Origin of the sequence: Cupriavidus sp. WKF15 (genome assembly GCF_029278605.1) — a bacterium.
Taxonomy (GTDB): Bacteria; Pseudomonadota; Gammaproteobacteria; order Burkholderiales; family Burkholderiaceae; genus Cupriavidus.
The window spans coordinates 1,576,734-1,597,048 of record NZ_CP119572.1; the positions used below are offsets into that span (position 1 = coordinate 1,576,734).

Annotated in this window: 14 protein-coding genes; 11 read left to right on the forward strand and 3 right to left on the reverse strand. The window is 66.6% G+C overall.

Annotation, left to right across the window (positions count from 1 at the left end; all coding sequences use genetic code 11):
• Positions 1-208 precede the first annotated feature (208 nt).
• The 4 genes from smc to def are packed head-to-tail and all read left to right on the forward strand — an operon-like array spanning position 209 to position 7,715.
• Positions 209-3,724: a chromosome segregation protein SMC gene (gene smc, locus CupriaWKF_RS07440; RefSeq protein ID WP_276100333.1), complete on the forward strand. Its 3,516-nt coding sequence runs from the start codon at positions 209-211 to the stop codon at positions 3,722-3,724.
• The gene (locus tag CupriaWKF_RS07445) at positions 3,721-5,040 is read left to right on the forward strand and encodes a cell division protein ZipA C-terminal FtsZ-binding domain-containing protein (protein WP_276100334.1); all 1,320 of its coding nucleotides are present in this window, start codon (positions 3,721-3,723) and stop codon (positions 5,038-5,040) included. The genes smc and CupriaWKF_RS07445 overlap by 4 nt, the downstream gene beginning before the upstream one ends.
• A 12-nt stretch (positions 5,041-5,052) precedes the next feature.
• Entirely contained in the window at positions 5,053-7,185 is a 2,133-nt protein-coding gene (gene ligA / locus CupriaWKF_RS07450) for an NAD-dependent DNA ligase LigA (protein WP_276100336.1), read from the forward strand.
• Positions 7,182-7,715: a peptide deformylase gene (gene def, locus CupriaWKF_RS07455; protein ID WP_276100337.1), complete on the forward strand. Its 534-nt coding sequence runs from the start codon at positions 7,182-7,184 to the stop codon at positions 7,713-7,715. The genes ligA and def overlap by 4 nt, the downstream gene beginning before the upstream one ends.
• Positions 7,716-7,812: 97 nt before the next feature.
• Here the strand turns inward: def and CupriaWKF_RS07460 are convergent, their stop codons facing one another.
• The 3 genes from CupriaWKF_RS07460 to map all read right to left on the reverse strand — a co-directional run bounded on the left by CupriaWKF_RS07460 (position 7,813) and on the right by map (position 13,500).
• A complete protein-coding gene (locus tag CupriaWKF_RS07460; protein WP_276100338.1) occupies positions 7,813-9,999 on the reverse strand; it encodes a pseudouridine synthase in 2,187 nt (728 codons plus the stop codon).
• A 23-nt stretch (positions 10,000-10,022) separates the two neighbouring features.
• Positions 10,023-12,605: a [protein-PII] uridylyltransferase gene (locus tag CupriaWKF_RS07465; protein WP_276100339.1), complete on the reverse strand. Its 2,583-nt coding sequence runs from the start codon at positions 12,603-12,605 to the stop codon at positions 10,023-10,025.
• A 76-nt stretch (positions 12,606-12,681) separates the two neighbouring features.
• Positions 12,682-13,500, reverse strand: coding sequence for a type I methionyl aminopeptidase (map, locus tag CupriaWKF_RS07470; protein WP_276100340.1), 819 nt, complete (start codon positions 13,498-13,500; stop codon positions 12,682-12,684).
• A 344-nt stretch (positions 13,501-13,844) separates the two neighbouring features.
• Between map and rpsB the strand changes: the two genes are divergently transcribed.
• The 7 genes from rpsB to ispC all read left to right on the forward strand — a co-directional run bounded on the left by rpsB (position 13,845) and on the right by ispC (position 20,304).
• A complete protein-coding gene (rpsB, locus tag CupriaWKF_RS07475) occupies positions 13,845-14,588 on the forward strand; it encodes a 30S ribosomal protein S2 (RefSeq protein ID WP_276100341.1) in 744 nt (247 codons plus the stop codon).
• A gap of 295 nt (positions 14,589-14,883) precedes the next feature.
• The gene (gene tsf, locus CupriaWKF_RS07480; protein ID WP_276100342.1) at positions 14,884-15,762 is read left to right on the forward strand and encodes a translation elongation factor Ts; all 879 of its coding nucleotides are present in this window, start codon (positions 14,884-14,886) and stop codon (positions 15,760-15,762) included.
• Between the two features lie 270 nt (positions 15,763-16,032).
• Positions 16,033-16,743 carry a UMP kinase gene (gene pyrH / locus CupriaWKF_RS07485; protein WP_276100344.1) on the forward strand — a complete coding sequence of 237 codons (711 nt, stop codon included), beginning with the start codon at positions 16,033-16,035 and terminating at the stop codon, positions 16,741-16,743.
• A 115-nt stretch (positions 16,744-16,858) separates the two neighbouring features.
• Positions 16,859-17,419 carry a ribosome recycling factor gene (gene frr / locus CupriaWKF_RS07490; protein ID WP_276100346.1) on the forward strand — a complete coding sequence of 187 codons (561 nt, stop codon included), beginning with the start codon at positions 16,859-16,861 and terminating at the stop codon, positions 17,417-17,419.
• A 48-nt stretch (positions 17,420-17,467) separates the two neighbouring features.
• A complete protein-coding gene (locus CupriaWKF_RS07495; protein WP_276100347.1) occupies positions 17,468-18,238 on the forward strand; it encodes an isoprenyl transferase in 771 nt (256 codons plus the stop codon).
• 39 nt (positions 18,239-18,277) lie between these two features.
• Positions 18,278-19,099, forward strand: a complete 822-nt coding sequence (locus tag CupriaWKF_RS07500; protein WP_276100348.1) for a phosphatidate cytidylyltransferase — start codon at positions 18,278-18,280, stop codon at positions 19,097-19,099.
• 17 nt (positions 19,100-19,116) lie between these two features.
• Positions 19,117-20,304: a 1-deoxy-D-xylulose-5-phosphate reductoisomerase gene (ispC, locus tag CupriaWKF_RS07505; protein ID WP_276100349.1), complete on the forward strand. Its 1,188-nt coding sequence runs from the start codon at positions 19,117-19,119 to the stop codon at positions 20,302-20,304.
• Positions 20,305-20,315: the final 11 nt, after the last annotated feature.

Below are 20,315 nucleotides of genomic sequence, written 5' to 3' on the forward strand. Positions count from 1 at the left end.
AAGTGCTCCGGAAAAATGCCGTGAAGCCCACTGCCGGAGTGGCCGGAACGCCGGGTTGCGATGGTATGATTACCGCCAATTCTCCGGGCACGGGGGGCGAGAAGGGACGCTGGCGGCGCGCCGCGTCCGCCCGTCCGCGTGCGCCGCTCATTCCTGAACGCTCTAATGCTGCGCGCGCTGCCATCAGCGCCGATACCACACGACAACCGTGCGACTATCTTCGATCAAGCTGGCGGGCTTCAAATCATTCGTCGATCCGACCAATTTCCAGGTGCCCGGCCAACTGGTCGGGATCGTAGGTCCCAACGGCTGCGGTAAATCCAACATCATCGATGCAGTCCGCTGGGTGCTGGGCGAGTCACGTGCGTCCGAGCTGCGTGGCGAATCCATGCAGGACGTCATCTTCAACGGTTCCACGGCCCGCAAGCAGGCTGGCCGGGCCAGCGTCGAACTGGTCTTCGACAATGCCGAGGGCCGTGCCGCCGGCCAGTGGAGCCAGTATGCCGAGGTGGCGGTCAAGCGCGTGCTGACGCGCGACGGCACCTCGTCCTATTACATCAACAACCAGCCGGTACGCCGCCGCGATATCCAGGACATCTTCCTGGGCACGGGCCTGGGGCCGCGCGCCTACGCGATCATCGGGCAGGGCATGATCTCGCGCATCATCGAGGCCAAGCCCGATGACATGCGGATCTTCCTGGAAGAGGCCGCCGGCGTGTCCAAGTACAAGGAACGCCGCCGCGAGACCGAGAACCGCCTGTCCGACACGCGCGAGAACCTGACCCGCGTGGAAGATATCCTGCGCGAACTCGGCGCCAACCTCGACAAGCTCGAAGGGCAGGCCGAGGTCGCGCAGCGCTTCAAGACGCTGCAGGCCGACGGCGAAGAGAAGCAGCAACTGCTGTGGCTGCTGCGCAAGCGCGAGGCGCAGGTCGAGCAGGAGCGCCACCAGCGTGCCATCGAACAGGCCCAGATCGACCTGGAAGCCCAGACGGCGCAGCTGCGCCACGTCGAGGCCGAGCTCGAAACCATGCGTGTCGCGCACTATGCGGCCTCCGACGGCATGCACGCGGCGCAGGGCGCGCTGTATGAGGCCAATGCCGAAGTCAGCAAGCTGGAAGCCGAGATCCGCTACGTGGTCGAGTCGCGCAACCGCGTGCAGGCCCAGATCGCGGCGCTGACGGCCCAGCGCGAGCAATGGCAGACCAAGTCGGAGCAGGCCAGCGACGAAATCGCGCAGGCCGAGGAAAACCTGGCCGTGTCCGAAGGGCGCACCGTGCAAGCGCAGGAAGCGGTGGCCCAGAAGAATGAAGAGCTGCCCACGCTCGAAGCGCAGTGGCGCGATGCGCAGCAACTGCTCAACGAGCAACGCTCCGGCATCATGCAGGCGGAGCAGGCGCTCAAGCTCGAAGCCGCGCAGCAGCGCAGCGCCGACCAGATGCTGCAGCAGCTCGAACAGCGCCGCGAACGCCTGTCCGCCGAGGAAAAGGGGCTGGACCGGCCAGACGAGACGCGGCTGGAGCAGGCGCGCGCCGAACTGGCCGAGCAGGAAGCGGTCCTGGAGGAAGCGCAGGCCATCCTGGCCGATGCCGAGGACAGCGTGCCGCGCCTCGACGGCGAGCGCCGTGCCGCGCAGGAGCGCGTGCAGAGCGAAGCCGCCGCGATCGCTGCGCTGGAAGCGCGGCTGTCCGCGCTGAAGCAGCTGCAGGAAAACGTGCAGACCGACGGCAAGGTGCAGCCGTGGCTGGCCAAGCACGGCCTGTCCGAACTGCCGCGGCTGTGGAAGAAGGTCCATATCGAGCCGGGCTGGGAAAACGCGCTGGAATCGGTGCTGCGCGAAAAGCTCGCCGCGCTCGAGGTGTCGAACCTGGACTGGGTCAAGGCCTTCCTGTCGGACGCGCCACCCGCCAAGCTGGCGTTCTATTCGCCGCCGCCCGCGGCGCGGCCGATGGAAGCGCCCGCAGGCCTGCGTCCGCTGATGTCGCTGGTGCAGATCACCGAGCCAGGCATCCGCGCGGTGATGCAGGACTGGCTCGCCGATATCTATACGGCCACGGACATGGCGCAGGCGCTGGGCGCGCGCAATACGCTGCCCGACGGGGCGTCGTTCGTGGTGGCCGAAGGGCACCTGATCGGCCGCAACGCCATCCAGATCTACGCGGCCGATTCCGAGCAGGCGGGCATGCTGGCCCGCGAGCAGGAGATCGAGAACCTGCAGAAGCAGGCGCGTGCGCAGGCGCTGCTGTCGGACGAGGCCAAGAGCCAGGCCGTGCGCGCCGAAGCCGCCTATACGCAAGCGAGCCAGGCACTGGCCGAGGCGCGCACGCGCGGCGAGCAGGCGACGCGCCGCGCCCATGCGCTGCAGATGGACGTGCTCAAGCTGTCGCAGGCGATGGAGCGCTACGCCGCACGCAGTGGCCAGATCCGCGAGGAACTGGACGAAATCGGCGCACAGATCGACGAGCAACGCGCCATCCGTGCCGAATCCGAAGCGAGCTTCGAGCAGCACGATGCCGCGCTGGCCGAGATGCAGGCCACGCATGAAGACCAGCAGATGGCGTTCGAAGCGCTGGACAGCAAGCTGTCGTCGGCGCGCCACCAGCTGCGCGACCTCGAGCGCGCGGCGCAGGAGGCGGTCTTTGCCGAGCGCAACCTGGCCAGCCGCATCGACGAGCTGCACCGCAATATCCAGGTCGCCAGCGACCAGGCCGAACGCATTGCCGAATCGCTCGAAAACGCACGCGCGGAACTCGAGACGATCAATGAGCAGACCGCTCACACCGGCCTGCAGGATGCGCTGGAACGGCGCGCCGAGAAGGAAGAGAAACTCGGTGCCGCACGCATCGAGCTCGATGCGCTGTCGGCGCAGCTGCGCCAGCACGACGAACAGCGCCTGTCCGCGGAACGCAGCCTGCAGCCGCTGCGCGACCGCATCACCGAATGCCAGCTCAAGGAGCAGGCCGCGCGCCTGAACCAGGAGCAGTTCAGCGAGCAGCTGAGCGCCGCGCAGGTCGACGAGGCGGCGCTGGCCGACAAGCTGACAGGGGATCTCAAGCCGTCTTACCTGCAGGGCGAAGTCACGCGCATCAACAACGCCATCAATGCGCTGGGCCCGGTCAACATGGCCGCGCTCGACGAACTGGCGGCGGCGCGCGAACGCAAGACCTTCCTCGACGCACAGTCGGCCGACCTGAACGATGCGATCACCACGCTGGAAGACGCCATCGCCAAGATCGACCAGGAAACCCGCGCGCTGCTGCAAGGCACGTTCGACCAGGTCAACCACCATTTCGGCGAGCTGTTCCCGTCGCTGTTCGGTGGCGGCCAGGCGCGCCTGATCATGACCGGCGAGGAAATCCTCGACGCCGGCGTGCAGGTGATGGCGCAGCCGCCGGGCAAGAAGAACTCAACCATTCATTTGTTGTCGGGCGGCGAAAAGGCGCTGACCGCGATTGCGCTGGTGTTTGCCATGTTCCAGCTCAATCCGGCCCCGTTCTGCCTGCTGGACGAGGTGGACGCCCCGCTCGATGACGCCAATACGGAGCGCTACGCCAATATGGTGGCCCGCATGTCGGACAAGACGCAGTTCGTCTTCATTTCGCACAACAAGATCGCCATGGAAATGGCGCACCAGCTGATCGGCGTGACCATGCAGGAGCAGGGCGTGTCGCGCATCGTGGCGGTGGACATGGATGCGGCCGTGTCGATGGCGGAGGCAGCATGAGTGTCAACATGGACCTTCAGACCGCGCTGATCGTCGCCGGTCTTGTTTTCCTGGGCCTGCTGTTCGGCTACAACCAGTGGCAGATCCGCAAGGCGCGCCGCCCGCGCGAGCTGCGCCCCGAGGATGATCTGCCGCCGATGCGCGAGCCTGTGGTTGGCGAGGCCACCAAGCCGGAGGTGGCCGCCAAGCTGCACGAGGCACCGCCGCCGGAGCACGTCGAGCGGCGCGAGCCGACCCTGACGCCGGCCACGCGCCCGGCACAGCATGAAGTGGCGGCGGTGGCCGCTTCCGTCGCGGCCAGTTCGGCGGACGCCGACGAGGCCGTGGCAGATGAGGTGGCGCTGGCGGCGGCACCGTCCGCATCCGCCGTGGCCGAGCCCGAGATGGAAGCAGAAGCGGAAGCAGAAGCCGGTCGCCACGCGCAAGCCGAGGTGGTGCCGCCGGCCAAGGTGGCTGAGCCGGTGGTACCCGACGGCCAGCCGCAGCCGGCCACGATCGATCCGCTGATCGACTGCATCGTGCCGCTGCACCTGGAGCGCAAGGCCTCGGGCGACCGCATCCTGCCTCTCACGGGGCGGCTGCGCCGCGCCGGCACCAAGCAGATCCATATCGAGGGCCTGCGCGTGGAAGCCAATGCCTGGGAGCCGGTGACCGCCGGCCACCAGTACGAGGACCTGCAGGTGGCCGTGCAGCTTGCCAGCCGCAGCGGCCCGCTCAATGCGCTGGAGTTCTCCGAATTCGTGAACGCGGTGGAAGCGCTGGCCGAGTCGCTGGACGCCTCGGCCGACCTGCCGGACATGGGCGAGACCGTCGCGAACGCGCGCGAGCTGGATAGTTTCGCCGCAAGCTGCGACGTGCAGCTCGGCGTCAATGTGATCTCGGACGGCGCGCCGTGGTCGGCTGCCTATGTGCAGAACGTGGCGACGCAGGACGGCCTGGTGCTGTCGCGCGACGGTACGCGCTTCATCCGTTACCTGGCCAACGCCGAGGGCGTGCAGCGCCCGCTGTTCGCGCTGCAGTTCGGCGACACGAACTTCCTGCGCGACGACCTGACCGTCAAGGGCGGTGGCCAGATCACGCTGCTGCTCGACGTGCCGCAGGCCGACCAGGGGGGCAAGCCGTTCAAGACCGTTTGCGAATACGGCTACTCGCTCGCCCAGCGCATGGGCGCGCAACTGGTCGACGACAATATGCGGCCGCTGACCGAGGCATCGTTCGTCGCGATCTTCAACCAGCTCGAGGCCCTCTACCAGAAGCTGGAGGCGCGCGGCATGCCCGCCGGTTCGCCGGTAGCGGTACGATTGTTCAGCGTCTAGCCGGAGCCTGTCATGAACGCAACCCATCGCGGTGCGCAGGCTGATGCCTCCGCACCGGCTGGCGGCTTGCCGCCCACAGCCGCAGCCGAACGCGTGCAATGGCTGCGCGAGGAACTGGATCGCCACAACTACCAGTACTACGTGCTGGATGCGCCGACGATTCCTGATGCCGAATACGATGCGCTCTTTTCCGAGCTGCAGGCACTGGAAACCGAGCATCCGGAACTGCTGACGCCCGATTCGCCGACGCAGCGCGTGGGCGGCGCACCGTTGTCGGCGTTCGATACGGTGCGCCACCGCGTGCCGATGCTGTCGCTCAATAACGGCTTTTCGGACGAGGACGTGATCGGCTTTGACCGCCGCTGCGCGCAAGGGCTCGGGCGTAGCGCCGCGGCCGGCGTACAGGATCTGTTCAGTGCCGCGGAAGCCGTCGAGTACTCGTGCGAGCTGAAGTTCGACGGCCTGGCGATGTCGCTGCGCTATGAGGACGGCCGGCTGGTGCAGGCGGCGACGCGCGGAGACGGCGAGACCGGCGAAGACGTGACGGTGAATGTGCGCACCATCAAGGCAATTCCGCTCAAGCTGCGTGGCGTGGCGCCGCCGGTGCTCGAAGTGCGCGGCGAAGTCTTTATGTACCGGCGCGATTTCGACAAACTTAATGCGCGCCAGGCCGAGGCCGGCGAGAAGACTTTCGTCAACCCGCGCAATGCCGCTGCCGGCAGCCTGCGCCAGCTCGACCCGCGCATTACCGCGAAGCGTCCGCTGTCGTTCTTCGCCTATGGCCTTGGCGAGCTGCAGGGCCTGGAGCGTCCCGCCACGCACAGCGCCATGCTGGACGGCTTTGCCACCATGGGGCTTCCGGTCTGCCAGGAGCGCGCGGTGGTGAAGGGCGCGCAGGGCCTGCTCGATTTCTACCGTAAGGTGGGCGAACAGCGCGACCAGCTTCCGTACGACATCGATGGCGTGGTCTACAAGGTCAACGCGCTGGCCGAGCAGGACCAGCTCGGCTTCGTGTCGCGCGCGCCGCGCTTCGCGCTGGCGCACAAGTTCCCGGCGCAGGAGATGACCACCATCGTCGAGGACATCGAAGTGCAGGTCGGCCGCACTGGTGCGATTACGCCGGTAGCGCGCCTGCAGCCGGTGTTCGTTGGCGGCGTGACGGTGACCAATGCCACGCTGCACAACGAGGACGAGGTGCGCCGCAAGGACGTGCATATCGGCGATACCGTGATCGTGCGCCGTGCCGGCGACGTGATTCCCGAGGTCGTGGCGGTGGTGCCGGAGCGGCGTCCGGAAGGTGCGCGAGCCTTCGTGATGCCGGCCAACTGCCCGGTTTGCGGTTCGCATATCGAGCGCCTGGAGGACGAGGCCATCGCGCGCTGCACCGGCGGCCTGATCTGCGCCGCGCAGCGCAAGCAGGCGCTGCTGCATTTCGCGCAGCGCCGGGCCATGGACATCGAGGGACTGGGCGACAAGGTGGTGGAGCAGGTGGTGGACCAGGGCATCGTCCACACGCCGGCCGATCTCTACAAGCTCGGCGTGGCCAAGCTGGCCGCGCTGGACCGCATGGCCGACAAGTCGGCCGGCAACCTGGTGGCGGCCATCGAGGCATCGCGCAGCACCACGTTCAACCGGTTTATCTTTGCGCTGGGCATCCGGCATGTCGGCGAGGCCACGGCCAAGGACCTGGCGCGCCATTTCGGCAAGCTGGACGCGCTCATGGCGGCGGACGAGGCCGCGCTGCTCGAAGTCAACGATGTGGGCCCGGTGGTGGCGCAGTCGATCGTCAACTTCTTCGGCGAGCCGCACAACGTGGAGGTCATCGAGCAGTTGCGCGCGGCTGGCGTACACTGGCCGGAAAGCGAGCCCGCCGCCAGGGCGCCGGCGCCGCTGGCCGGCAAGACCTTCGTGCTGACCGGCACCTTGCCGACGCTGTCGCGCGAGGCCGCCAAGGAAATGCTCGAAGCCGCCGGTGCCAAGGTGGCCGGGTCGGTGTCGAAGAAGACTGACTACGTGGTGGCCGGCGCGGAAGCCGGCAGCAAGCTCGACAAGGCCGAGGCGCTGGGCGTGCCAGTGCTCGATGAAGCCGGCATGCTGGCGCTGCTGGACAGTGTCGGTGCAGGCCAACCGGGGAAACAGCAATGATCCGCGAGATTCTCAAGATGGGCGACCCGCGCCTGCTGCAGCTGGCACGGCCGGTGGAGCGCTTCAATACGCCCGAGTTGCGCACGCTCGTCGAAGATATGTTCGACACCATGGACCATGCCAACGGCGCGGGCCTGGCGGCGCCGCAGATCGGCGTGGACCTGCAGGTGGTGATCTTCGGCTTCGACCGCAATCCACGCTATCCCGACGCGCCCAAGGTGCCCAAGACGGTACTGATCAACCCGGTGCTCGAGGACCTGTCCGATGAGATCGAAGACGGCTGGGAAGGCTGCCTGTCGGTACCAGGGCTGCGTGGCGTGGTGCCGCGCCACACGCGGCTGAAGTACAGCGGCTATGACCTGATGGGCGGCCGCATCGAACGTGTCGCCGAGGATTTTCACGCGCGTGTGGTGCAGCATGAATGCGACCACCTGCAAGGCATCCTGTACCCGATGCGCGTGCGTGACTTCACGCGTTTCGGCTTTACCGAGGTGCTGTTCCCGGAATTGCCGCCGAACGGCGACGACTGAAGGGGTCGTGACACCAATGCAAACGGGGCGCCACCTGGCGCCCCGTTTGCATTGGTGCCTGCCGGCGAGGTCGGCTCGCCGGCACTGATGCAATGCCTCAGAACTTCTCGAACGGCCCCAGGAAGCGCCACTGTCCCGGCGGCAGGTCGCCCAGCACGACGCGGCCCATGCGCACGCGCTTGAGCCCGACCACCTCCAGGCCCACCTGTTCGCACATGCGACGAATCTGGCGCTTGCGGCCTTCTCGCAGCACGAAGCGCAGCTGCTCCTCGTTCTGCCAGCTGACCTTGGCCGGCTTGAGGGTCACGCCGTCGAGCGACAGGCCGTGGCGCAGCAGCTCGAGCTTCTCTTCCGGGAAGACCGCGCTGACATTGCGCTCGACCACGCCCTCGGGCGAGTGCCATTGCACCCGCACCAGGTATTCCTTCTCGATGGTCGAATCCTCGCCGATCAGCGCGCGGGCCACGCGGCCATCCTGGGTCAGGACCAGCAGGCCGGTCGAGTCGATATCCAGGCGGCCGGCAGGGGCCAGGCTCTTGCGCTGCCACGGCGCAAAGCGCTTGCGCGTGGGGTCTTCCGACCACTGGTTCTCGGCAGTGAAGAGCACGGCGGCCGGCTCGTAGCCGTCTTCGGCCTGGCCGGAGACATAGCCCACCGGCTTGTTCATCAGCACCGTGACGCGCTCGCCTTGCTCGGAGCGGGCCGCCTGGAGGATCTCGATGCTGGCGTCGGGCCGCACGCGCGAGCCAAGCTCGGTCACGGGCTTGCCGTCGACCAGCACCCAGCCGCGCGGAATCCATTCGTCCGCTTCGCGACGCGAGCACAGGCCCAGCTCGGACATGCGCTTGGACAGGCGGACGAGGCCGTCATCGTGGCCGGATTCATGGGCATCGCCGACGGTGTGCGACGGCTGCTTGTCGGCGCGAGGCGGACGCGTGCGGTCAGCGGTGTCGCTGAAGCGGCGCGCCGGCGCATCGCCGCGCCGGCCGCTGGAGTCCGGCGCGCGGCGCTGGCGGTCGTCGTCGCCAAAGCGGCGCGGACGGTTGTCGTCATCGCCATAGCGGCGCGGGCGCGGCGGACGGTTGTCGTCGCTGAAACGGCGGGGGCGTGCGTCGTCATTGCCGAAGCGGCGCGGCGCTTCACCGCCCTCATTGCGGCGCGGCGGACGGTTGTCGTCGCTGAAGCGGCGCGGGCGTGCATCGTCATTGCTGAAGCGGCGGGGCGCTTCACCGCCCTCATTGCGGCGCGGCGGACGGTTGTCGTCGCTGAAGCGGCGGGGGCGTGCGTCGTCATTGCCGAAGCGGCGCGGCGCCTCACCGCCCTCATTGCGGCGGGGCGGACGGTTGTCGTCGCTGAAACGACGGGGGCGTGCGTCGTCATTGCCGAAGCGGCGCGGCGCTTCACCGCCCTCGTTGCGGCGCGGCGGGCGGTTGTCGTCGCTGAAGCGGCGCGGGCGGTTGTCGTCATTGCTGAAGCGGCGCGGCGCCTCACCGCCCTCATTGCGGCGGGGCGGACGGTTGTCGTCGCTGAAACGGCGGGGGCGTGCGTCGTCATTGCCGAAGCGGCGCGGCGCTTCACCGCCCTCGTTGCGGCGCGGCGGGCGGTTGTCGTCGCTGAAGCGGCGCGGGCGGTTGTCGTCATTGCTGAAGCGGCGCGGCGCCTCACCGCCCTCATTGCGGCGGGGCGGACGGTTGTCGTCGCTGAAACGGCGGGGGCGTGCGTCGTCATTGCCGAAGCGGCGCGGCGCTTCACCGCCCTCGTTGCGGCGCGGCGGGCGGTTGTCGTCGCTGAAGCGGCGCGGGCGGTTGTCGTCATCACCGAAGCGGCGTGGGCGCGGCTCGTCGTCGCGGAACCGGCGCGGCGCTTCGCCACCCTCGGTGCGTCGCGGGCGCGGCGGACGATTGTCATCGGAGAAACGCCGGGTCCGCGCGTCGTCATCGGCAAAGCGGCGTGGACGGGCCTGACGCTCATCGTCGCCAAACCGGCGTGGTGGGCGGTCGTCGTCGCCAAAGCGGCGCGGACGCGCCTGCCGCTCGCCGTCGGCCGGACGGCCCTGGCGCGGTGCGCGGCCGGTGGCGGCGTCGGCGGGCGGCATCGGGCCCTTGGCGGACTTGTTGCCAGCGCCGCCTTGCGCGCGCCGGATGCCTTCGGCCACGGCCTGCACGCGCTTGCGGTTCAGGTCCGAAACGCGTACGGGCCGGTTGCCGGCCGGCTTGCGGGTGGCGGTGCCGTCGGGCGGCTTGATGCCGAGCGTCCTGCGCTTCGGGGAATTACTGTCGGTCATATCTTCAATGCTGCGCGGCCGGGTCAGATTTCCAGCGCGGCGAGCAAGTCCTGTTCAAGCTGAATCTGCAATCGGTTGTCGGCGGCAAGACGGCTGCCGTCGACGAGGAACACGTCTTCGACGCGTTCGCCAAGGGTATTGATGCGCGCCGTATGCACGGACACGCGATGTTTCGCCAGTACGCGCGTGATCGCGTAGAGCAGGCCGGTGCGGTCGTTGGCCGACAGCGACAGCAGGTAATACTGGCCGCGTTCGTCGGGCCGCAGGTCCACGCGCGGCTTGATCGGGAAGCTGCGCGACTGGCGCGACAGCCGGCCCTGGCTGGGCTCCGGCAGCGCGGCCTGCTGCTGCAGGCGGTCGCCCAGTTCATGTTCCACCAGCGCGAGGATGTCGCGATAGTTGCCGCCGTCGCCGACCATGCCGGGGTCGGTCACCTGGAACGTGTCCAGCGCGTAGCCGTGGCGGGTGGTGTGGATCTTGGCGTCCTGGATCGAGAACGCCTTGCGCTCGAAATAGCCGCAGATGCGGGCGAAGAGGTCGGGCTGGTCCTTGACATAGACCGCCACCTGCAGGCCCTCGCCGGCAGGGGAGATCCGCGCCTTCACCACGGGCACCGGGCTGTCCACCTTGTTGAACAGGTGGCGGGTCAGCCAGGCGATGTCGCGCGAATCGTGGCGCAGGAAGAAGGCCACGTCGAGCTGCGCCCACAGGGGCTTGCCCAGTTCGGGATCGAAGGCCTTCAGGCGCAGTTGCGCGATGGTTTCTTCCTGGCGCTGCGCCCAGACGGAATGCCGGTCGACCTTCGCGCCGCCCAGCACGCGCAGCGTGATGCGGTACAGGTCTTCGATCAGCTTGCCCTTCCACGCATTCCACACCTTGGGGCTGGTGCCGCGGATATCGGCCACGGTCAGCAGGTACAGCGCCGTCAGGTGGCGTTCGTCGCCAACCACGCGCGCGAAGGCGTGGACGACTTCGGGGTCGGTCAAGTCCTGCTTCTGTGCCACCTGGCTCATGGTCAGGTGGTGCTCCACGAGCCAGCAGATCAGGTCGGCGTCCTCGCGCGCAATCCCGTGCTGCTTGCAGAAGCGGCGTGCATCGACGGTGCCAAGCTTGGAGTGATCGCCGCCGCGGCCCTTGGCGATATCGTGGAACAGCGCTGCGACCGAAAGCACCCATGGCTTGTCGAAGCTCGCCATGAGCTGGCTGCAGAACGGGAATTCGTGCGTGTGCTCGACGATCGCGAAGCGGCGCATATTGCGCACCACCATCAGGATGTGCTGGTCCACGGTGTAGACGTGGAACAAGTCGTGCTGCATCTGGCCGACGATGCGCCGGAAATTGATCAGGTAGCGGCCCAGCACGCTGGTCTGGTTCATCAGGCGCAGCGCGTGGGTGATGCCTTGCGGCTCCTGCAGGATGGCCAGGAACAGGCGGCGGTTTTCCGGGTCGTTGCGCCAGCGCGCATCCATCACGGTGCGCGCGTTGTAGAGGCCGCGCAGCGTGCGCGGGGCCAATCCTTTGATGCCCGGCGTGCGTTCGTACAGCAGGAAGGTTTCGAGGATCGCGTGCGGATCGCTTTCGTAGAGGCCGTCGCTGGTGATTTCCAGCATGCCCTGGCGCTCGACGAAGCGCTCATTGATGACGCGGGTCACCTGTGATTCGCACGGGAACAGCAGCGCCTCGATATTGAGCAGCAGCACGCTGTTGAGCTGGGTCACCGCCTTGGCGGCCCAGTAGTAGCGGCGCATGAGCTGCTCGCTGGCGCGCTTGTTGTCGTTCTGGCGGTAGCCGAACGATTCGGCCAGCGCGGTCTGCAGGTCGAATACCAGCACGTCCTGGCGGCGCCCGGCGATGATATGCAGGCGCGCGCGGATGGTCTTCAGCAGGCGTTCGTTGCGGGCGAGTTCCTGGGCCTCGCGCTGCGTCAGCAAGCCCTTCTCGAACAGTTCCTTCCAGCTGTCGCCGAGGCCGGCGGCCCTGGTCATCCACAGGATCACCTGCAGGTCGCGCAGTCCGCCCGGGCTTTCCTTGCAGTTCGGCTCGAGCGAGTAGGGCGTGTCCTGGTACTTGGCGTGGCGCTGGCGCATCTCCAGCAGCTTGGCCTGGAAGAAGGCGGCCGGGTCCACGTCGGCCTGGTGCCGTGTGCGCAGCGCATCGAACAGCTTGCGCTCGCCGGTCAGCAGGCGCGCCTCGAGCAGCGAGGTCTGGATGGTGATGTCCGCGCGGGCTTCGCGGATGCAGTCATCCACGGTGCGGACCGAGGACCCGATCTCCAGCCCCAGGTCCCAGCACATGCCGATGAACCGTTCGAGCCGGCTCGCAGTGCCGGCATCGGGCTCGGACGCCAGCAGCAGCAGCACGTCCACGTCGGAATACGGGAACAGCTCTCCGCGGCCGTAGCCGCCGACGGCGACAAGCGCCGCGTCGGCGGGCATGCCCAGCCCGCGCCAGGCTTCGACGAGCGCGGCGTCCACGGCGCGGCGCAGGCGCGTGATGAGCGTGCCGACCTGGGCCGTCAGGCTGAAATCGGCAAACAGGGCCTGCTTGTCGGCCTTCAACTGGTCGCGAACGCGTGCGGCGAGCAGGAGCTCCGGCGTGGTGTCCATGGGCAGGGCAGAATGGTTCGTGGGCACGGCTGGAAAAAGAAAGGCGCCTGTCAGGCGCCCCCAACTAAATTGCGGCTCAGGCCGCGACCGACTCCGTGATGAACGCGGGCGGCGCTGGCGTGGCAGCGGACACTGTCAGCACCTCGTAGCCGGTTTCGGTTACCAGCACGGTATGTTCCCACTGCGCCGACAGGCTGCGGTCGCGCGTCTTGACCGTCCACTGGTCGGGCATGGTGCGGATATCGCGCTTGCCGGCGTTGATCATCGGCTCGACCGTGAAGATCATGCCGGCCTTGATCTCGGCGCCGGTGCCCGCTCGGCCGTAGTGCAGGATCTGCGGATCTTCATGGAAGTTCTTGCCGATGCCGTGGCCGCAGTACTCGCGCACCACACTGTAGCCCGCGGCTTCCGCATGGACCTGGATGGCGTGGCCGATATCACCCAGGCGGGCGCCGTTGCGCACTTGCGCGATGCCCTTCCACATGCACTCGTATGTCACCTGCGCCAGCCGCTTGGCCAGGATCGACGCTTCGCCGACCAGGAACATGCGGCTGGTGTCGCCGTAGTAGCCTTCCTTGGTGATGACCGTGATATCCAGGTTGATGGCGTCGCCGCTCTTGAGCACGCGGTCGCCGGGAATGCCGTGGCAGATCACGTCGTTGACCGAGGTGCAGATGGCGCCGGGGAAGGGCGGATAGCCCGGGGGCGCGTAATTCAGCGGCGCCGGCACGGTGCCTTGCACGTCACGCATGTAGGCATGGCACAGGCGGTCGAGCTCGCCGGTCGTCACACCGGGCTTGACGAACGGGGTGATGTAGTCGAGGACTTCGGAGGCAAGGCGGCAAGCCACGCGCATTTGGGCGATGTCTTCGGCGGTGTTCAGGTGGATGCTCATGCTGCTTCGCCAGAAAAAGTGACGGCGAGGCCACGGGCCGCGCCAGAATCGGATAGGGAATGTGGGATTATCGCACCATCGGGGCTCGATCGCAGCGCTTGGCCCTGCAATCGGGGTCAGATGAAAGGCATTTCCCGCTGCCTTCGTGCCCATAGCGGCAGTGTTGCGGTCCGCTTGAGTGATACGGGCATTTATTGCTAGAATAGCGGGCTGACTTGTTTGCAGTGCAGCATTTGCTGCTGCCAGTCGTTTTGAAGTCGTGAAATCGCTGGTCCGCCCATCCGGGGTGTTCCTCTTCAGGAATGTCGGGGCGGACTTCAGACCTAACCCTATTGGAGAATTACATGTCCGTTACCATGCGCGAAATGCTGGAAGCCGGTTGCCACTTCGGCCACCAGACCCGCTTCTGGAACCCGAAGATGGCCCCCTTCATCTTCGGTCATCGCAACAAGATTCACATCATCAACCTCGAAAAGACGTTGCCGATGTTCCAGGACGCACTGAAGTACGTGCGTCAACTGGCCGCCAATCGCGGCACCATCATGTTCGTGGGCACCAAGCGCCAGTCGCGTGAAATCCTGGCTGAAGAAGCTGGCCGCGCCGGCATGCCCTACGTCGATGCCCGCTGGCTCGGCGGCATGCTGACCAACTTCAAGACGGTCAAGACCTCGATCAAGCGCCTGAAGGACATGGAAGCCGCCAAGGAAGCCGGCGCGCTGGAAACCATGAGCAAGAAGGAAGCGCTGATGTTCGAGCGCGAAATGATCAAGCTGGAAAAGTCGATCGGCGGCATCAAGGAAATGGGCGGCGTGCCTGACGCCATCTTCGTGGTGGACGTCGGCTACCACAAGATTGCCGTGACCGAAGCCAAGAAGCTGGGCATTCCCGTAATCGGCGTGGTCGATACCAACCACTCGCCGGAAGGCATCGACTACGTGATCCCGGGCAACGACGACTCGTCCAAGGCTGTGGCCCTGTACGTGCGCGGCGTGGCCGACGCGATCCTGGAAGGCCGTGCCAACGCCGTTCAGGAAGTCGTTGAAGCCGCTCGCGGCGGTGACGACTTCGTCGAAGTGCAGGAAGGCTGATTTCGGCTGCCGAGAGGACCCCGATCACGCGCATCGCCACGGAACGACCACAAGGCATCGGCCACCGGACCTGACAAAAGGTGCGGGGCGTTGCGCGGAGCCGGTCAAGACCGGCCTCGGCAAGGCGAAAAGAAAAAGGGGGCACATCCGGCGCCCCCTTTTTTTGAATTTGCAGTATCTGGATTGTTGTCATCCGCCGCAGGCAAGATCTGCCGCGGGTGAGGCTGTACACCCCCCGGCCGGTTGCCAGACAGGAAACTGGGGCACCCGGCGCGAACCATTCAAGGAGTGACAAATGGCGGCAATTACCGCAAGCATGGTGGCTGAACTGCGCGCGAAGACCGACGCGCCGATGATGGAATGCAAGAAGGCCCTGACCGAGGCCGAAGGCGACCTGAACAAGGCCGAAGAGCTGCTGCGCGTCAAGCTGGGCAACAAGGCCAGCAAGGCCGCGTCGCGCGTGACCGCTGAAGGCGTGGTGGCCTCGTTCATCGACGGCACCACCGGTGTCCTGGTCGAATTGAACTGCGAGACCGATTTCGTCTCCAAGAACGACGACTTCCTGGCGTTCTCGGCCAAGGTCGCCGAGCTGATCGCCAAGCAGAACCCGGCCGACGTGGCTGCGCTGTCGGCGCTGGAAATCGACGGCGTGAGCGTCGAGGCCACCCGTACCGCCCTGATCGGCAAGATCGGCGAGAACCTGACGATCCGCCGCTTTGTCCGCTACGCCAATGGCGGCAAGCTGGTTTCGTACCTGCACGGCACCCGCATCGGCGTGATGGTCGAGTTCGACGGCGACGAAGCCGCCGCCAAGGACGTCGCCATGCACGTGGCCGCCATGAAGCCGGTGTCGCTGTCGGCTGACCAGGTTCCCGCGGACCTGATCGCCAAGGAGCGCAGCATCGCCGAGCAGAAGGCTGCCGAGTCGGGCAAGCCGGCCGAAATCGCCGCCAAGATGGTGGAAGGTTCGGTCCAGAAGTACCTGAAGGAAGTGTCGCTGTTCAACCAGCCGTTCGTGAAGAACGACAAGCAGACCGTCGAGCAGATGCTCAAGGCTGCCAACACGACCGTGAAGGGCTTCACCCTGTACGTGGTGGGCGAAGGCATCGAGAAGAAGCAAGACGACTTCGCTGCCGAAGTGGCTGCCCAGGTGGCCGCTGCACAGAAGGGCTGATGTCCGGGGCGGGCCGGTGCCTCCCTTCCGGGTTGGCACGCCGCCTATAATGCCGAAGGGGCGCCGCGAGGTGCCCCTCTGTGTAAGTAGGATCGAAGCAGCAGCATCCGGCCCCGGCCGTGTGCGCTGCGACAGCCAGTTTCCGGCGTCATCCGTCTGTCGCGGGTGACCCCGAAAACCGGTTCTCCGGCACCCGTGCGGCCTGGCCGCGCGGGTGTAACAAAACAATACGTCTCAAATCGAGCGACTTGCTCCTGTCCGAGGGTGAATATGCCAGCCTACAAGCGCGTCCTACTGAAACTCTCCGGTGAAGCCCTCATGGGCGATGATGCCTTCGGCATCAACCGCGCCACCATCGAAGGGATGGTCAATGACATTGCCGAGATCGTGAAGCTCGGCGTCCAGGTGGCGGTCGTGATCGGCGGCGGCAATATCTTCCGCGGCGTCGCGGGCGGTGCCGCCGGCATGGATCGCGCCACGGCCGACTACATGGGCATGCTGGCCACCATGATGAATGCGCTGGCCCTGCAGGACGCCATGCGCCACGCCAATATCGAAGGCCGCGTCCAGTCCGCGCTGCGCATGGACCAGGTGGTCGAGCCCTACATCCGCCCGCGCGCCATCCGCCAGCTCGAAGAGGGCAAGGTGGTGATCTTCGCCGCCGGCACCGGCAACCCGTTTTTCACCACCGACACGGCCGCGGCGCTGCGCGGCGCGGAGATCGGCGCCGAGATCGTGCTCAAGGCGACCAAGGTGGACGGCGTGTACACGGCCGACCCGAAGAAGGACCCGAGTGCCACGCGCTACAGCACGATTTCGTTCGACGAGGCCATCTCGCGCAACCTGCAGGTCATGGACGCCACGGCTTTCGCGCTGTGCCGCGACCAGAAGCTGCCGATCAAGGTCTTCTCCATCGTCAAGCCGGGCGCGCTCAAGCGCGTGGTCCTGGGCGAGGACGAGGGTACGCTGGTCCACGTCTGATGTCTCGATGCGGGTGCCGGGCGCCAAATCTGGTGCGCGGCCCGGCAAAGGGTAGAATGGTTCATTTTCGATCCCGGATTGCCGGGATTCTGGTAGCTGATTTCCGGAGGTAATGATGAGCGTCGCCGAAACCAAGAAGAGCGTCGAGCAGAAGATGCAGAAGTCGATCGAGGCCTTCAAGGCCGATCTGGCCAAAGTCCGCACCGGCCGTGCCCACACCGGCCTGCTCGACCACGTACAGGTGGATTACTACGGTTCGATGGTGCCGATCAGCCAGGTGGCGAACATCGGCCTGGGAGATGCCCGCACCATTACCGTCCAGCCTTGGGAAAAGAAGATGGTTGGCGCGGTCGAGAAGGCCATCCGCGACTGCGACCTGGGCCTGAACCCGGCCACCATGGGCGAAGTTATCCGCGTGCCGATGCCGCCGCTGACCGAAGAGCGCCGCAAGGAGCTGACGAAGGTGGTCAAGAGCGAGGCCGAAGGCGCCAAGGTGGCGGTGCGCAACCTGCGCCGCGACGCCAACGAGCAGTTCAAGAAGCTGGTCAAGGACAAGGCCATCTCCGAAGACGACGAGCGCCGCGGCCAGGACGACGTGCAGAAGCTGACCGACAAGTTCGTGGCCGAAATCGACAAGATGGTCGCCGAAAAGGAAAAGGAGATCATGACGGTCTGAGGACCGCCTGGCGCCTTGCCGCCCGGGTCTCCAGTATCGTTTGCCGCTATGCAGCACATCAGTTCTACGCTCGCCGTCCCTGACACCACCTATGTGCCCCGCCACGTTGCCATCATCATGGATGGCAACGGCCGCTGGGCGACGCAGCGCCATCTGCCGCGCGTGGCCGGTCACAGCCGCGGGCTGGACGCCGTGCGCGCCGTCGTGGAAGCCAGCGCCGCCCGCGGCGTGCAATTCCTGACACTGTTTGCGTTCAGCTCCGAGAACTGGCGCCGTCCCGCGGACGAGGTTTCGTTCCTGATGCGCCTGTTCATGACCGCTCTGCGCCGCGAAGTGGTCAAGATGCACGCAAACAATATCCGCGTGCGCGTGGTAGGGGACCTGAGCCGCTTCAGCCCGCGCATCCAGCAGCTGATCAAGGATGCCGAAGCGCGCACGGCGGGCAATAGCGGCATGACCGTAACCATCGCCGCCAACTACGGCGGCCGGTGGGACCTGCTGCAGGCCATGCGCAAGATGCTGGCCCGCGCGCCGATGCTCGACCCCGATTCGATCGACGAGTCGGTGCTGGCGCCACACCTGGTCATGTCCTATGCGCCGGAGCCGGACCTGTTCATCCGTACCGGAGGCGAACAGCGCATCAGCAATTTCCTGTTGTGGCAACTGGCCTATTCCGAGCTCTATTTCACCGACGTCTACTGGCCGGACTTCGACGCCGCCGAGCTGGACAAGGCCTTTGCCTCGTACCGCCAGCGTGAACGCCGCTTCGGCCGTACCAGCGCCCAGCTGGTTGCGCCGGGGCTGTCCGGCACTGCCTGAGCGGCAGGCCAATCCATCTTTCCACGGGACTAGCAGCGCATGCTTCTCACCCGCGTCATCACCGCCCTGTGCCTGTTGCTGCTGATTCTGCCGATCCTGTTCCTGGCGCCGCCTTCGGGGCTGGCCGGCCTCGTCGCGGTGATCGTGCTGCTCGGCGGCTGGGAATTCGGGCGGCTGATCGGCCTGCGCGGCCCCTGGCCGTACGTCTATGCTGTGGCCTGCCTGGTGGCCCTGATCGCCTGGCATGACCTGCCGGCCCGTCATGGCCTGGACTGGCTGCTGCGGGCAGCCGTGGCCTGCTGGGGTGTTGCGCTGGTACTGCTCGCGCGCGGCGTGCGCAAGGCAACGGCGGGGTTCACGGTACTGGGCGCTATTCTCGGCCTCATCATGCTGCCGGCATTCGGACACGCGACCATGATCCTGCGTGGTGCCGGTATTGGCGTATTGCTGACGGCGGCCGTGCTGGTGTGGGCGGCCGACATCGGCGCCTATTTCGTTGGCAAGGCCATCGGGCGGCGCAAGCTCGCTCCGTCTATCAGCCCGGGCAAGTCCTGGGAGGGGGCGATGGGCGGCTGGCTGCTGGCCATGCTGATCGGCCTGAGCCTGGCGGCGACGCATGCGTTTGCGCCGACCTGGTTCTCTGTCATGGCCGACCATGGTGGCCTGGCTTTGGTCGCGCTATTGACCACGCTGCTGGTGGCCGCCAGTATCATCGGTGACCTGTTCGAATCGCTGCTCAAGCGGCAAGTCGGCATAAAGGACAGCAGCCGGCTGTTGCCGGGACATGGTGGCGTGCTGGACCGCATTGACGCCCTGGTGCCGGTGTTTCCGCTGGCGGCCTTGATGGTGACCTATTTCTGAAGCCGTTCTGTTCTGATATGCATCGAATTACCATCCTCGGCGCTACCGGCTCGATCGGTGAAAGCACGCTTGACGTGGTGCGGCGCCATGCCGACCGGTATGCCGTGCATGCCCTGACCGCGCACCGGCAGGTGCAGAAGCTGGCGGCGAGTTGCATCGAGTTCCGGCCCGCCCGCGCCGTCGTGGGAACGCCGGAAGCCGCGAAGGAGCTGGAAGGGCTGCTGCGCGCGGCCGGTGTCACGACCGAAGTCAGTCACGGCGAGGCCGCACTGGAGTCGGTCGCGAGCGACGCGCAGACAGACTCGGTCATGGCGGCGATCGTCGGCGCGGCGGGTCTGCGTCCGACCCTGGCGGCGGCCCGGGCGGGCAAGCGCGTGCTGCTTGCAAACAAGGAAGCGCTCGTCATGTCCGGGCGCATCTTCATGGACGCGGTGCGCGAACATGGTGCCACGCTGCTGCCGATCGACAGCGAGCACAACGCCATCTTCCAGTGCCTGCCGGCGAGCGATCAGCGCTATCGGGCCGGCGTGGCCAAGGTCGTGCTGACTGCGTCGGGCGGTCCGTTCCGTACGCGTGATCCGTCGACGCTGCATGACATCACCCCCGACCAGGCCTGCGCCCATCCCAACTGGGTCATGGGTCGCAAGATCTCCGTGGACTCGGCAACCATGATGAACAAGGGCCTGGAGGTGATCGAGGCCCACTGGCTGTTCGCGGCGCCGGCCGAGCATATCGAAGTGCTGATTCATCCACAAAGCATCGTGCACTCGATGGTTGCCTACCGGGACGGTTCGGTGCTCGCGCAGTTGGGGAATCCGGACATGCGCACGCCGATCGCCTATGGCCTGGCCTACCCCGAGCGGATCGATGCCGGCGTTTCCCCGTTGGACCTGGCACTGGCCGGTGCCCTGACTTTCGAGAAGCCCGACCTGGCGCGTTTCCCGTGTCTGGCGCTAGCCTTCGACGCACTGCGCGCGGGCGGCGTGGCGCCTGCGGTGCTGAACGCCGCCAATGAGGTGGCTGTCGAGGCATTCCTCGAGGGCGGCATCCGGTTTACCGACATCGCACGGGTGGTTGGCAACGTGCTGGAAAGTACACCTAACAGCGTGGCCGATTCGCTGGAAAGCGTGCTGGATGCGGACCACAGGGCGCGACAGGCAGCTCGCGCATGTCTGCAGGAACTGACAACAAGGACCCCGCGCTGACGGCGCGGTCA

Excerpts from the sequence above, each read along its gene's own strand:
- CupriaWKF_RS07445 (WP_276100334.1), top strand. The coding sequence starts at position 3,721 with ATGAGTGTCAACATGGACCTTCAGACCGCGCTGATCGTCGCCGGTCTT.
- ligA (WP_276100336.1), top strand. The coding sequence starts at position 5,053 with ATGAACGCAACCCATCGCGGTGCGCAGGCTGATGCCTCCGCACCGGCT.
- def (WP_276100337.1), top strand. The coding sequence starts at position 7,182 with ATGATCCGCGAGATTCTCAAGATGGGCGACCCGCGCCTGCTGCAGCTG.
- CupriaWKF_RS07460 (WP_276100338.1), bottom strand. The coding sequence starts at position 9,999 with ATGACCGACAGTAATTCCCCGAAGCGCAGGACGCTCGGCATCAAGCCG.
- CupriaWKF_RS07465 (WP_276100339.1), bottom strand. The coding sequence starts at position 12,605 with ATGGACACCACGCCGGAGCTCCTGCTCGCCGCACGCGTTCGCGACCAG.
- map (WP_276100340.1), bottom strand. The coding sequence starts at position 13,500 with ATGAGCATCCACCTGAACACCGCCGAAGACATCGCCCAAATGCGCGTG.
- rpsB (WP_276100341.1), top strand. The coding sequence starts at position 13,845 with ATGTCCGTTACCATGCGCGAAATGCTGGAAGCCGGTTGCCACTTCGGC.
- tsf (WP_276100342.1), top strand. The coding sequence starts at position 14,884 with ATGGCGGCAATTACCGCAAGCATGGTGGCTGAACTGCGCGCGAAGACC.
- pyrH (WP_276100344.1), top strand. The coding sequence starts at position 16,033 with ATGCCAGCCTACAAGCGCGTCCTACTGAAACTCTCCGGTGAAGCCCTC.
- frr (WP_276100346.1), top strand. The coding sequence starts at position 16,859 with ATGAGCGTCGCCGAAACCAAGAAGAGCGTCGAGCAGAAGATGCAGAAG.
- CupriaWKF_RS07495 (WP_276100347.1), top strand. The coding sequence starts at position 17,468 with ATGCAGCACATCAGTTCTACGCTCGCCGTCCCTGACACCACCTATGTG.
- CupriaWKF_RS07500 (WP_276100348.1), top strand. The coding sequence starts at position 18,278 with ATGCTTCTCACCCGCGTCATCACCGCCCTGTGCCTGTTGCTGCTGATT.
- ispC (WP_276100349.1), top strand. The coding sequence starts at position 19,117 with ATGCATCGAATTACCATCCTCGGCGCTACCGGCTCGATCGGTGAAAGC.